Below are 12538 nucleotides of genomic sequence, written 5' to 3'. Positions count from 1 at the left end.
TTCCTGCTCGAATAACCTATAATTTAATGAAATAAAGCATAACGACGGTTTTACATATGAACCTATGGATTGGCTAAAAATATTCATTCTATACAGCTGCGATAAGATTAAGAAAAGAGAGGAGGAACTTCATGAACATCAGTCAACTCGAAACACTTATCATGATTTCCAAAACGATGAGCTTCCGCAAAGCCGGAGAACTTCTCAATTTGACGCAGCCGGCGGTGTCCGCCCAAATTAAAAGTCTAGAGGATGAGTTCAAAACCATCCTGATTGACCGCAACCAGCCTGTCACCCTGACCGACCGGGGAGCTGTTTTTTTGGAACATGCCGAGCGCATATTAGAGGTTGTTGAGGAATTAAGACAAAAATTGTACGATCTAAACGAAACACCACAGGGTCACATTGCGCTGGGTACCACAACATCCATCGCTATTCAAATTTTACCGCGCGTGCTTTCCTACTTTCAGGATCAGTTCCCTCTCATCAAAACCTCCATTCAATCCATGGCTTCCTCCATGATTTATCAGCAGGTGGAGAACGGACTTATTGATGTTGGCATCGGCTATCTGATCGAACGTAATCCTAATTTAAGCACTTCGGTTCTGTATTACGATTCCTTTGAGCTAGTCGTGTCTCCTACTCATCCGCTGGCTTCACAACCACATGCTACCATTGAAGCCCTTCGGGAAATTCCGCTGATTCTGCTCTCTCCTGATACGGTGGGACGAAAATTCGTAGACGATGTATTTAAAAAGCACCAAATCGTGCCTCATGTCGTGATTGAGTTGTCCAGCAGTGAGGAAGTCAAACGGATGGTCGAAATTAATCTCGGTGCGGCCATTATTTCCAGACTATCGGTCACTTCTGAACTGCGTGCAGGCACATTAAAAATGATCCATATTCCTGAGCTGGAAGTTAGTCATCCGGTAGGAGTGATTTATAAATCCGGCCGATATCTAAACTCAGCCATGCAGCAATTTTTAAGTGATCTGAAGGGGATGCCGGAGACGAATTTCACCAGTTCTGAATAACGTAATTCGCTATGAACAACATACGCAATATAAACCCTGATTACGAAAGGAAGACAGGCTATGAAATTTGATCTGCACACCCATCATTTCCGCTGCGGTCATGCAGACGGAAACATTCGAGATTACATTGAAGCAGGCATTCAGTCGGGCTTACAAGCGATTGGTATTTCGGACCATTCCCCTTTCCTGGGCAGCGAACAGGATCAGGCTTTTCCTAAAATTTATATGGCCAAATCACAGCTTGCTGAATACGTAGAAGAGGTACAACAGCTTAAAAAAGAATACGAAGGCCGTATTGACGTGCTCCTCGGATTGGAAACGGATTATTTTCCTGATTTTGCTGAATTATATCGTTCCACTCTGGCTCCTTATCCATTTGATTATCTCATTGGGTCGATTCACAATGTCGAAGGGGACAGCATTTTTAACCGTAACCGTTGGAACAAATTAAGCGACGCTCGTAAAATCGAGGTCAAACAAGCCTACTATGCGCTCATTCAGGAATCTGCGCGAAGCGGCATGTTTCAGATTTTAGGCCATATTGACGCAATGAAGGGGAACTTTCCAGCCTTTTCAGACATTCCTGCTGATGAAGCCATTGATGAAACCTTGCAGGTAATTGCGGAATCCAATGTGGCGATTGAAATTAACACTTCGGGTAAAACCAAACTGAGTGGCGGATGGTACCCGTCTGCTTCTATTTTAGAAAGAGCGCACCATTTTGGTGTGGAGGTTACTTTTGGTTCGGATGCCCATAAACCTTCGCGGGTAGGCGATGACTGGGAAGAAGTAAAGGCAATGCTGAAGGATATCGGCTTCCGGGAATGGGTCTATTTTAAAGAAAAACGTAAAATTTCTGTGGCGCTTTAAAATTCAAGGTGGGAATTGCCTCTCCGCAAATCATTTGATCTTACGAACGCTGCTGCAATGGAATTGTTGGGGATTGTAATTTATAAGGTAATAATTCCATTGCAAAGGCGAATGCTTAGCAAGATTATGACATCTATGTGTGAGGAGAATTACATATGCACTTGGAAGATCCTATGGACAAATTTAAAAAGCTAAAGCATGACATCACGCGATTTATGCTAATCTATAAATTTGCGCTCGACGAAATGGAAACCAAGATTGAAATATTAAAGCAGGAATTTCAGGCATTACACGATTACAGCCCTATTGAGCATACCAAATCACGCCTTAAATCTCCTGAGAGCATCATGAATAAAATGATTCGTAAACATAGTGAGTTATCGCTGGATGCTATCAAAGATCATATCAAGGATATCGCCGGCTTGCGTATTACTTGCTCTTTTATTTCTGATATTTATGATGTCAGTAACATGCTTCAGAGACAAAGTGACTTGAAGGTGCTGGAAATTAAGGATTACATCAAGAACCCCAAGCCGAACGGTTACCAGAGCCTGCATTTGCTGGTTCAAGTTCCTGTATTCATGTCGGATTGTGAGGAGCTAGTCTGCGTAGAGGTGCAAATTCGAACCATTGCGATGGATTTCTGGGCCAGCCTGGAGCATAAAATATTTTATAAGTACAACCAGTCCGTTCCCGAAAGTCTGACACGTGAATTAAAGAACGCAGCAGACTCCGCTAATGCGCTAGATCTCCAAATGGAGCGACTGCATCGTGAGATTAAGGAGATTAAAGACGCTAGAGGTGAAGAGGACTCCATGGAGGAGCTTCGGAAGATTATGATTAATAATCAGCAAATTACGGTGCCGGCCAATTTCTTGAAGCTTCTAGGAGAGTAAGATTAGGCGGTGCTCCACCGCTATGCGAATGATTGGTTCAACGAATCGCATGTTTGTTCAAAAATGAAAGAATAGAATCATTGATTAAGATCGGCTTCTCTCTAAGCATGTGCGGTCGATGACTACAACCCGGAACAATTAGATAACGTGAGTCTTGGGCCCCTGAGCATAATTCCAGGAGTTGCTCTTCTGTGGCGAAATCGTCATGTTCACCCGCGATAAATAATGCAGGGCACGTAATGCTACTTAACTCACTACGTGTCAATTGCGGATATTGGCGCCAATCCTGTGCGCTCTGACGCATAATCAAATTCATCTGCCCCCTCAGGACATGCGACTCCACTACAGCCTATGGTCGTAACGGTCGCAAACATTTGAGGGTGCTTCACCGCACAATATAAAGCCACATTGCCTCGCAGCTGTACCCATTTTTTCGTAATACATTTCTAAATCCTGAATCTCTACGTATGGCATATGATCCTCCTTTTTTTCATTGCGTCCTGTATCTTTTACATTCATTAGTCCGTCTATCTTAATATAAATGAAAACCATTCTAGGAGGAGTGATGTAAGTATGAAAAAGATACTTGTACTGGGTGGAACGCGCTTTTTTGGCAAGAGACTGGTGGAACGTCTGCTAGAGAGTTCCGAGAACTCCGTTACCATCCTCACACGGGGCCAAGCAAGCGATTCGTTTGTTGACCGCGTTCAGCGGATTTGTGCAGACCGTACCGACCCGCAAGCGCTCGCTGAGGCCGTAGGTGAGCAAGTGTGGGACGTTGTTTATGATAATATTTGCTTTTCCCCAGATGAAGCAAGCGAAGCCTGCCGCATTTTTGATGCTATAGCCAAGAGGTATATTGTGATCTCCAGCCTATCCGTCTATGATTCGAGCCCGGAAGTGCTGACAGAGAGCATCTTTGACCCTCAGGCTTACCCGGTTCGCAAGGGCGGGAAGGACGATTTTACATATCAGGAGGCTAAACGGCAGGCAGAAGCAGTTTTTATGCAGCAAGCTACATTTCCTGTAGTTGCTGTTCGTTTTCCAATTGTATTGGGGACAGACGATTATACGAAAAGACTTCATTTTCATATCGAGCATGTTCGTGAAGGAACAGAAATCGGAGTACCTAATGCCGCAGCACAAATCTCATTTATTCGTTCCGATGAAGCCGCAGATTTTCTGTTTTGGCTTGGTCACACTCCTTTAACAGGGCCTGTAAATGCTTGCTCCGACGGTACAGTGAGGATTGGGGATATCATTTCGATCATTGAGCAGGTAACTGGAAAACAAGCTGTGATGAAAGAAAAAACAGCAGACGAGCACATGTCTCCATTTGGTATTACACAATCGTGGTACATGGATACGTCCAAAGCCCAGTCAGAGGGGTACTCATTTCTCTCCCTAAATGAATGGCTTCCAGAGCTGATAACCAGCCTGACCCGTTCCTAAAAATCATAAAAAAAAGGGGACCCGAAGCTCCGGGTCCCAGCAATATATATATATGATTCAAAGGGGGTCATGTTTATGTTGTACCCACTCTATGTTAAAGTAACTTTGCAGTTATATTTCATTTTTGTAACAAATTGAAATATAACTGAGCACAGCCAAGGCAAGAAGGCTACTCGCTTCCGCAGAAATAGAGAAGGCCCTACTATAGGATAACAAAAAAAGAGGACCCGAATCGTCGGGCCCAGCAACATATATTATTCAAAAGGGGGTCATGTCTGTATTGTACCCGTCCTGTGTTAGAGTTGCTTTGCAGTTATATTTCATCTTTGTAACAAAATATTCCACTGCCATTTCTACGCATAATCCCCTTGGGTCATCGAAAATACCAATACACTCGGCACCTCTCCTGAGGGATCATAAGCACCAATTGTACGTAGCAGGCGCATCTTATTTTTAATAAGCACGCGCATGGAAGCCTGATTATCCTCTTGGCAATGACTTTCGATCCGCTTGAGCTTCAAAGATCCGAAACCAAAATTCAGCATTTCTCCTACCACTTCTGTAGCCAGCCCCTGTCCCCAAAAAGGACGATCCAGAATATAGCCCAGTTGTGCCTCACCCGTTCTTTCATTCCATTGCTGAAAAGAGACGATACCGAGCAACGGTGAAGAAGTAAGCTCATTGGATTCACTAAGTAGATTGCTTTCTCCTGTATTTCTCGGATGCCATTCCACCGCAAAATGCAGGGAATCTAGTGAATCAGAAGATATTTTAATTTGCGCAACCAGACGCCGCATTCGTGTATAGACTGGTTTGCGAATTCGATTCACATATTGGATCACCAATGGATCGGATAGGATCCGTTCCAGCGCGGGATAATCCTCCGTTCTTAGCTGGCGCAATCGGACTCGGCGGGTGTAAAGCTCCGGTAGCCCAAGACGAAGCATTTCTCTGGTCAGCACAATGTTCCCTCCTGCGGATGGATTGGCTTTTAGAAATGAATGTTTCCATACTTAATCCAGGTCCTGAATCCCGCGGTAAATTCCTGTACGCAGCTCTCGAATATAATACGGCAAAGAAGGAACAGCAGCTTCCTCCGCTTGTTTTACCGCCAGTTCTATATCATAAGGTACACGTACAAAATGAATGGAGAAGGACGTAGGCTGCTCCTCTCCCATCTCCCCCTCTAAAATGCAGTAGGAAGCCTGTGTAACATCCAACGGATTCCCGACACTGCCGACGTTAAAAAGTGTTTTTCCCTGAAAATGCTGGATAAAAGCATTGTGCACATCACCATATCCCACAACATCTGGAGCAAAAGCAACTTTTCCATTTTCTTCTGCTAACGGATCGAACATGGCAAGCCGTTTTTCCGGCTCATCCCATGGCTGCACACGGTGATATACACTTTGCGGCGAGGCATGCACCAGACGGATACGGCGTCCGCTCATTCTGAAATCATAATAAAACGGTAACTGTGCCAAATACTGCACTCGTTCTGCCCCCAAGCGTTCGGCTTGCCAGCTAAAATTGAGATCATCCGTAATACTAACCAGCTCATCCCAATTCCCCCGCACGACCACTTCACAACGTTGACGGACAGCATCCAGAACCTCGCACGGGCTAGGCCCTTTGCCGATCAGATCCCCCAAACAAAACACACGGCTAATGCCTCGGGAAGCAATATCCTCCAGCACCGCCTCACAGGCAGGCCAATTGCCATGAATATCTGAAATGACAGCAATACGATCCATCTGAACCTCACTCCTTTGTCCGAAACGGCTACATCTCTACACTACATTCAAGCCATCTTTATGTAGTTCCAACATATATGATAAAGATGAAAAAAAGATCATGGCCTATTGGCCGGACTTTAGCGTAATGACGCTAAGCTCCGGTCTGCACAGTACGCGAATCGGCAGATGTGTCATGCCAATGCCTCGGCTGACATACAGCGGCATTCTCTCTGTTCCCACATGAAATAATCCCTGGATGTACTTGCGTCCACCCGGAGGCGGCATTGGTGCTCCAATGACCGGCAAGCGTACCTGTCCTCCATGCGTATGCCCCGACAGTTGAAGATCAAAGGACATTTGCGCCGCTACATCTGCATAGTCCGGCTCATGCATCAGCAGCAACTTGCACATCTCATCAGGTAGCCCGTGGATGGCACGCTGCGGATTGGGCTTGCCCATAATGTTATCCTCTAAACCGACCATGGCTACACGCTGCCCCGCGCGCTCTATAATCGCATGCTCGTTTCTCAGCAACGTAAATCCGGTTTTCGGATATAATTCCTGAACTCCGGCTGGTAAGCCTCTATAATCATGATTGCCCAGAATAGCAAATTTGCCAAGTGTGGCGTACATCGAAGCCATAACTGGAACAGCAGCCTTCATGGATACGGCATAGTCATCTACAATATCGCCTGTAAAACAGAGCAAATCTGGCTTCAGACCTGCTATCCGGTCCGCAAGCTCACGCAGATCCTGCTCATCCATGTGAAAGCCCAAGTGCACATCACTGAAATGTACGACCCTGATTCCGTCAAAAGCAGACGGAAGACGAGGGAGAGACAAGTTGAAGCGTGTAATTTCCAAATGATTAGGCTCCCATAAGGAAGCATATCCTCCAGCCAGAAGCGCGGTTCCGGCTGTGGCTAAAGCCGCTTTTTTCAAAAAATGGCGGCGCGAAGGATTGGCTGGTTCATTTGAAATGGAACGCCGCGAAGAACCGGGAGGGATAGCGGTCCCCTGATGCGGGCCATCCTGACTCTCGCGGCGGGTGTGCGGCGTCTTCTCCATATGCGTTCCCCCTTGCGATCTATTTCTTGATCTCACTTTTTAGAAATTCTTACTGTTCAGAAGCTTTAGCGATGGATGGACAACCACTGCTCCGCATAGTCTACCAAATCACGTTGCCTCGCGAAAAAACATGAAGCCTCTCCAATGTTCACTCGCGTAAAGGCTGAGGGACAGTCCCGTTCAAAATCAAGTCCCAGCTTCTCAAAGTCATCTGAGGTAATATTAAAATCCTGAAAAGTTACCCACACTTTTTCTCCATCCACCATCATAGGAGCTTGATGCGTGATCACTTCTCGTCCATTATAGGCTGTTCGATATTCCGCCAAATGCAAGGACGTGTTGCTGTCATGTCCGCAGCCCAACAGCAGTACATAGGCATCTGCCTCATACAGCTTTGCCAAGGGCGAATGCTCACCCAGCCCAAAATCAAGCCCATGCGTTTCCAGCAAGTCTGAAGCAGCAGGTCCACGTGCCGCCAGAGAAACATGCGGATGCCCGCTGCGCTTGGTTCCTGGCAGACCACGGAACGTTTCTACAATGACGCCCATCCCTCCGGTCAGCGCCCAGGCTGGATCATAAGCGGGCATTTCCTCGCGTACCAGTTCCCACCATGACTTATCCAGAGGTGGGTTCATCCAAGTCGAGGGATCAGTCAAGTCATGAGACTGTGTCGGCATCACCAGCGTCCCTTCCGGGCCAACTGCTTCGGTTAGTGCGGCAAGAATGGCCGAGGCCCCGCCTGGAACAAAGCGTCCAAAGCTGCGCATCGACGAGTGAACAAGCAATGTCATGCCGCTCCGAACTCCCAGATCCTTTAATCCCTTCATTACATCCGACCTAGTGACAGGTCGATTCGTTATCGGTTGCACAGTCACCTGTCCAGCCTCCTTTTCTCCAAAAACGATACACAATACCTTAATTATACCATAACTGCTATCTCACGCTCCTTCCTCCATGTTACCCTCCATCATTCCTGAGCGCAAAAAACAGGCTTTCTCCAGTTTGAGAAAAAGCCTGTTTGGGCATAACCTATTTGCTGTCTGGTGCTATACAGTCAGCCAGCGCTTGAACATATGCTTGGTCGTTTCCTTGTTCATTTCGGCAATAGAAGTGGTCAACGGAATGCCTTTCGGGCAAGAGCGTACACAGTTTTGCGAGTTCCCGCATCCTTCCAGCCCATCGTCCGTCATCAACGCCTCCAGCCGCTCTTCCTGATTCATTTCCCCTGTCGGATGGCTGTTAAACAGGCGAACCTGAGATATCGCCGCAGGTCCGATGAACGTCGTCTTCTCGTTGACGTTCGGGCAAGCTTCCAGACAGACACCGCAGGTCATGCACTTGGACAGCTCATACGCCCACTGACGCTTCTTCTCTGCCATCCTAGGACCAGGGCCCAGATCATAAGTACCGTCAATCGGAATCCACGCTTTGACCTTCTTGAGCGCATTAAACATCCGGCTGCGGTCAATGACCAAATCCCGTACTACCGGGAACGTGCTCATCGGTGCAATCGTAATCGGCTGCTCCAGCTTATCGACGAGCGCCGCACAAGCCTGACGCGGCTTGCCGTTAATCACCATGGAGCATGCTCCGCATACTTCCTCCAGGCAATTCGACTCCCAGCATACCGGGGCCGTCTCTTTACCGTGGCTGTCCACCGGATTACGCTGAATTTCCATCAGCGCGCTAATCACATTCATCCCCGGACGATAAGCCAATTCGAATTCTTCCGTATAGGGACTGGCTTTAGGATCAGCTTGACGGGTCACAACGAACTTCACTGTTTTATTCGACTTCACTGCTTGCTCCGACATCTAAATACACTCCCTTCCGTTATTTGTTCTTGGAATAATCCCGAATACGCGGCTTGATCAGCGAAACATCCACCGCTTCATACGAGATTTGTGGTCCTTCCGGTGTCCAGTCCGCAATCGTCGTTTTCAGGAAATCCTCATCGTTGCGATCCGGGAAGTCTGGTTTGTAATGGGCCCCGCGGCTTTCGTTGCGCAGTAGCGCACCTTTGGTCATCGCTTCAGCCAGCTCCATCATATTCCACAGTTGCCGTGTAAACGCCGCACCCGCATTGTTCCAGCGCGAAGCGTCATTGATGTTAATGTTAGAGTAACGCTCCTTCAGCTCCTTGATCTTGTGGATCGTAGCTTCCAGCTTGTCATTATAACGAACCACAGTCATGTTGTTCGTCATCCACTCGCCCAGCTCTTTATGAAGAACATAAGCATTTTCTTTTCCATCCATATGCAAAATACGCTCATACTTCTCCGTCTGCTGATGAACTGCCGCATCGAATACAGAGGAAGCTACATCCTGTGCAGATTTTTTCAAGCCTTTGATATATTCCACAGCCTTAGGTCCAGCCACCATCCCACCGTAAATGGCTGACAGCAACGAGTTCGCGCCCAAACGGTTCGCTCCATGATACTGGAATTCACATTCACCAGCCGCGAACAGGCCCGGTATATTCGTCATCTGATTGTAATCGACCCACATGCCGCCCATTGAATAATGAACAGCCGGGAATATTTTCATCGGGATTTTGCGCGGATCGTCACCGACGAATTTTTCATAAATTTCAATAATGCCGCCCAGCTTTACATCCAGCTCTTTCGGGTCCTTGTGGGACAGATCGAGGTAGACCATGTTCTCGCCATTAATACCCAGTCCATCATCAACGCATACACTGAATATTTCACGTGTCGCAATATCGCGAGGAACCAGATTCCCGTAAGCCGGATACTTTTCTTCAAGGAAATACCATGGCTTACCGTCCTTATACGTCCAAATACGACCGCCCTCTCCCCGTGCCGACTCGGACATGAGACGCAGCTTGTCATCACCTGGTATAGCCGTCGGATGAATCTGGATAAACTCACCGTTCGCATAGCGTACGCCTTGCTGATACACCGCACCGGCAGCTGTGCCCGTATTAATGACGGAATTCGTGGTTTTACCGAAAATAATCCCGGGCCCACCAGATGCCAAAATAACTGCATCCGCCGCAAAAGTCTTCACTTCCATCGTACGCAAATCCTGCCCGCAAATCCCTCGACAGATGCCTTCATCATCCAGTACAGCCTGTAAAAACTCCCAGTTTTCATACTTGGTCACCAAACCCGCAGATTCCCAGCGCCGTACCTGCTCATCGAGAGCGTACAGAAGCTGCTGTCCTGTCGTCGCACCAGCAAAGGCGGTCCGATGATGCTGGGTACCGCCGAAGCGGCGGAAGTCCAGCAGTCCTTCCGGTGTCCGGTTAAACATGACGCCCATGCGGTCCATGAGATGAATGATCCCCGGCGCCGCTTCGCACATCGCTTTTACCGGAGGCTGGTTGGCCAGAAAATCCCCGCCATAGACCGAATCATCAAAGTGAATCCAGGGGGAGTCTCCCTCACCCTTGGTATTTACCGCACCATTGATGCCACCTTGAGCACAGACGGAGTGGGACCTTTTGACCGGAACCAAAGAAAATAAATGAACGTGAACTCCCGCCTCTGCCGCCTTGATCGTAGCCATTAGACCTGCCAGACCGCCGCCCACGACAATAATGTTGGATGCTGCCATTTCTGCTCACTCCTTTTTTTCAGGATTTTTAACCAAATCCCCTTTTACGTTTGAAAATAGAATTTCAACACAATGTATAATGGATATGACTCATTTACAGTAGTTGTTTAAAAGTACTGCATTGCACCAAGGCAGTTGCTATTTCCTGAAATTCCGCGCTGCGGAATGCAAGCAGGGAAGCGATGAAGCCGATAGACACCACCACGAACAGGGTCATACAGATATAAGAAGATACTTTTTGCGCACGTGGTCCCACGGTAATCCCCCAACTGACCATAAATGCCCACAGTCCGTTAGCAAAGTGAAAGGATGCCGAAACGACACTGATTAGATACAAAATGAAATAAACCGGGTTCGTCACGATGCCATGCATGACCCCGCCTAGCTCCTCATGAGTTACATTACCCAGAGCCACCTGAAAGCGTGTGTCGTATACGTGCCAGATAATAAATACAAACGTAATGACGCCGGAAATACGCTGGAACAGAAAGCGCCAGTTACGTGAATAGCCGAACCTTTTGACATTCGGATCAGCTTGATAAGCGATATACAAGCCATAAATTCCGTGGAACAGTAATGGCAAGTAGATGAATAACGTTTCTAGTACAATAACCAGCGGCAAACCATTCAGGAAGGCCACGCTGCGGTTAAATCCTTCCTTGCCGCCCTCCACCGCTGTGAAGTTCGTCACCAAATGCTCAACAAAAAATAGAGCCAACGGAATGACGCCAAGAAGCGAATGCAGCTTTCTGGAATAAAATCCTCTCATCTAGGTCATGCTCCCTTCTCCCAATAATAGCGTTTTCAATAGTAATATAACATATAAATTGACAGTTCCCGACAGGAAATGTCCAACAAGGTGTCCCTTATAAGGAAAAACAAAAGTGTGAACATCTTGTGTCGCTTTCATGTTACTCCTTTTCGGCTTATAATGGAATTGCAATATACGTATTAATTATTATGTCTTTTTTGCATATAGAGAGGAAGTGGATGATTTGTTTGAGGATTTGAACGCTTTTGCCGTCATTGTCGAGCAGTCCAGCCTGAATAAAGCCTCCAAACTGCTGAATCTGTCCCAACCCGCCCTGTCCCGCAAAATTGCCAAGCTGGAGGACGAGCTGGGTGTGAATCTCTTTGATCGTCGGGGCAAACGGCTCGAAATTACGTCCACTGGCCGATTTGTTTATACATTCGCACTAGAGCAACGGCAACGACAGCTTCGCTTCTTACAAAAGCTCTCCCAGCACAAAAATGAAGCCCAGAGTATGCTTACACTCGGCGCAAGTCTCACGACACTCCAGACAACGCTGCCTACCCTTGTCGAAGCTTTTATGAGCAAGCATCCTCAAACCGAGCTGAAGCTGCTCACCGGTAAAACCCATGAAATCGTCGCCTTTGTACGTGACAAAAAAGCAGACGCCGGTATTGTCGGGTCTGCCATTCATGAAGTCGGACTGCGTTGCATTCCGCTATTTGACGATCATTTGGAGCTCGTTGTTCCCATTGGACATGAATTAACCGTTAAGACAGGAACGGCCTCGATGAAAGATCTGCAAGGATTGCCGATGATTATTTTCTCCAAAGGAACCTGGTACCGCAGTCTGACGGATGACTTGTTCCAGCGCAGCGGCATCATGCCGGATATCCGCATGGAAATCGACTCCTTCGAGGCGATTGTACGCCTGCTTCCAACCTGTAAGGCTTCCGCCTTGCTACCCAAATCCTATTTGCGTAGCGAACTGCTGAGGGATAATGGACTCACTGCATTGTACTTGCCCGATTTGAAGGAGACACGCCGAACGACCTCCCTCATTTACTCGGAGACGACCGATCTCGGTCCGACAGCACGACGCTGGATTAGCGAGACACGTGCGTCGTTTGCAGGCTATCGTATGGTGTAGAG

The 12538-nt window shown here is 47.5% G+C and carries 13 protein-coding genes; 5 read left to right on the top strand and 8 right to left on the bottom strand.

Annotated features, from left to right (window positions below):
- Window positions 1-131: 131 nt before the first annotated feature.
- The 3 genes from G9G53_RS14660 (at window position 132) to G9G53_RS14650 (ending at window position 2800) form a co-directional block, all read left to right on the top strand.
- On the top strand, window positions 132-1034 hold the full coding sequence (locus G9G53_RS14660) for a LysR family transcriptional regulator (protein ID WP_023990132.1): 903 nt from the start codon (window positions 132-134) through the stop codon (window positions 1032-1034).
- 60 nt (window positions 1035-1094) lie between these two features.
- On the top strand, window positions 1095-1904 hold the full coding sequence (locus G9G53_RS14655; RefSeq protein WP_029518259.1) for a histidinol-phosphatase: 810 nt from the start codon (window positions 1095-1097) through the stop codon (window positions 1902-1904).
- A 155-nt stretch (window positions 1905-2059) separates the two neighbouring features.
- Window positions 2060-2800: a GTP pyrophosphokinase gene (locus G9G53_RS14650; protein ID WP_165148567.1), complete on the top strand. Its 741-nt coding sequence runs from the start codon at window positions 2060-2062 to the stop codon at window positions 2798-2800.
- Window positions 2801-2837: 37 nt separating this feature from the next.
- Here the strand turns inward: G9G53_RS14650 and G9G53_RS14645 are convergent, their stop codons facing one another.
- On the bottom strand, window positions 2838-3110 hold the full coding sequence (locus tag G9G53_RS14645; RefSeq protein ID WP_238437842.1) for an alpha/beta fold hydrolase: 273 nt from the start codon (window positions 3108-3110) through the stop codon (window positions 2838-2840).
- Between the two features lie 263 nt (window positions 3111-3373).
- Here G9G53_RS14645 and G9G53_RS14640 point away from each other — a divergent pair, with 263 nt between their 5' ends.
- A complete protein-coding gene (locus tag G9G53_RS14640) occupies window positions 3374-4252 on the top strand; it encodes an NAD(P)H-binding protein (protein WP_165148564.1) in 879 nt (292 codons plus the stop codon).
- 353 nt (window positions 4253-4605) lie between these two features.
- On the opposite strand, the gene G9G53_RS14635 is transcribed toward G9G53_RS14640, so the two are convergent.
- The 7 genes from G9G53_RS14635 to G9G53_RS14605 all read right to left on the bottom strand — a co-directional run bounded on the left by G9G53_RS14635 (window position 4606) and on the right by G9G53_RS14605 (window position 11404).
- Window positions 4606-5214: a GNAT family N-acetyltransferase gene (locus G9G53_RS14635; RefSeq protein ID WP_165148561.1), complete on the bottom strand. Its 609-nt coding sequence runs from the start codon at window positions 5212-5214 to the stop codon at window positions 4606-4608.
- Between the two features lie 51 nt (window positions 5215-5265).
- The gene (locus G9G53_RS14630; RefSeq protein ID WP_165148558.1) at window positions 5266-6006 is read right to left on the bottom strand and encodes a metallophosphoesterase family protein; all 741 of its coding nucleotides are present in this window, start codon (window positions 6004-6006) and stop codon (window positions 5266-5268) included.
- A 105-nt stretch (window positions 6007-6111) separates the two neighbouring features.
- Complete coding sequence (locus G9G53_RS14625) at window positions 6112-7056, bottom strand: metallophosphoesterase (protein WP_165148555.1); 945 nt, start codon at window positions 7054-7056, stop codon at window positions 6112-6114.
- Between the two features lie 65 nt (window positions 7057-7121).
- Window positions 7122-7931, bottom strand: coding sequence for an aminoglycoside N(3)-acetyltransferase (locus G9G53_RS14620; protein WP_165148552.1), 810 nt, complete (start codon window positions 7929-7931; stop codon window positions 7122-7124).
- 171 nt (window positions 7932-8102) lie between these two features.
- A complete protein-coding gene (gene sdhB, locus G9G53_RS14615; protein ID WP_013311795.1) occupies window positions 8103-8870 on the bottom strand; it encodes a succinate dehydrogenase iron-sulfur subunit in 768 nt (255 codons plus the stop codon).
- Between the two features lie 19 nt (window positions 8871-8889).
- The gene (sdhA, locus tag G9G53_RS14610; protein ID WP_165148549.1) at window positions 8890-10635 is read right to left on the bottom strand and encodes a succinate dehydrogenase flavoprotein subunit; all 1746 of its coding nucleotides are present in this window, start codon (window positions 10633-10635) and stop codon (window positions 8890-8892) included.
- A gap of 94 nt (window positions 10636-10729) precedes the next feature.
- Entirely contained in the window at window positions 10730-11404 is a 675-nt protein-coding gene (locus tag G9G53_RS14605; protein WP_025724031.1) for a succinate dehydrogenase cytochrome b558 subunit, read from the bottom strand.
- 226 nt (window positions 11405-11630) lie between these two features.
- Here G9G53_RS14605 and G9G53_RS14600 point away from each other — a divergent pair, with 226 nt between their 5' ends.
- Complete coding sequence (locus tag G9G53_RS14600) at window positions 11631-12536, top strand: LysR family transcriptional regulator (RefSeq protein WP_165148546.1); 906 nt, start codon at window positions 11631-11633, stop codon at window positions 12534-12536.
- Window positions 12537-12538 lie beyond the last annotated feature (2 nt).

The organism is Paenibacillus sp. EKM206P, assembly GCF_011066155.1.
Classification (GTDB): Bacteria; Bacillota; Bacilli; order Paenibacillales; family Paenibacillaceae; genus Paenibacillus; species Paenibacillus polymyxa_D.
This window is presented reverse-complemented; position numbering and strand designations above follow the sequence as displayed.

What these genes read in the sequence shown, in the direction of transcription:
- G9G53_RS14655 (WP_029518259.1), top strand. Translation starts at nt 1,095, where the DNA reads ATGAAATTTGATCTGCACACCCATCATTTCCGCTGCGGTCATGCAGAC.
- G9G53_RS14660 (WP_023990132.1), top strand. Translation starts at nt 132, where the DNA reads ATGAACATCAGTCAACTCGAAACACTTATCATGATTTCCAAAACGATG.
- G9G53_RS14650 (WP_165148567.1), top strand. Translation starts at nt 2,060, where the DNA reads ATGCACTTGGAAGATCCTATGGACAAATTTAAAAAGCTAAAGCATGAC.
- G9G53_RS14625 (WP_165148555.1), bottom strand. Translation starts at nt 7,056, where the DNA reads ATGGAGAAGACGCCGCACACCCGCCGCGAGAGTCAGGATGGCCCGCAT.
- sdhA (WP_165148549.1), bottom strand. Translation starts at nt 10,635, where the DNA reads ATGGCAGCATCCAACATTATTGTCGTGGGCGGCGGTCTGGCAGGTCTA.
- G9G53_RS14605 (WP_025724031.1), bottom strand. Translation starts at nt 11,404, where the DNA reads ATGAGAGGATTTTATTCCAGAAAGCTGCATTCGCTTCTTGGCGTCATT.
- G9G53_RS14640 (WP_165148564.1), top strand. Translation starts at nt 3,374, where the DNA reads ATGAAAAAGATACTTGTACTGGGTGGAACGCGCTTTTTTGGCAAGAGA.
- G9G53_RS14630 (WP_165148558.1), bottom strand. Translation starts at nt 6,006, where the DNA reads ATGGATCGTATTGCTGTCATTTCAGATATTCATGGCAATTGGCCTGCC.
- sdhB (WP_013311795.1), bottom strand. Translation starts at nt 8,870, where the DNA reads ATGTCGGAGCAAGCAGTGAAGTCGAATAAAACAGTGAAGTTCGTTGTG.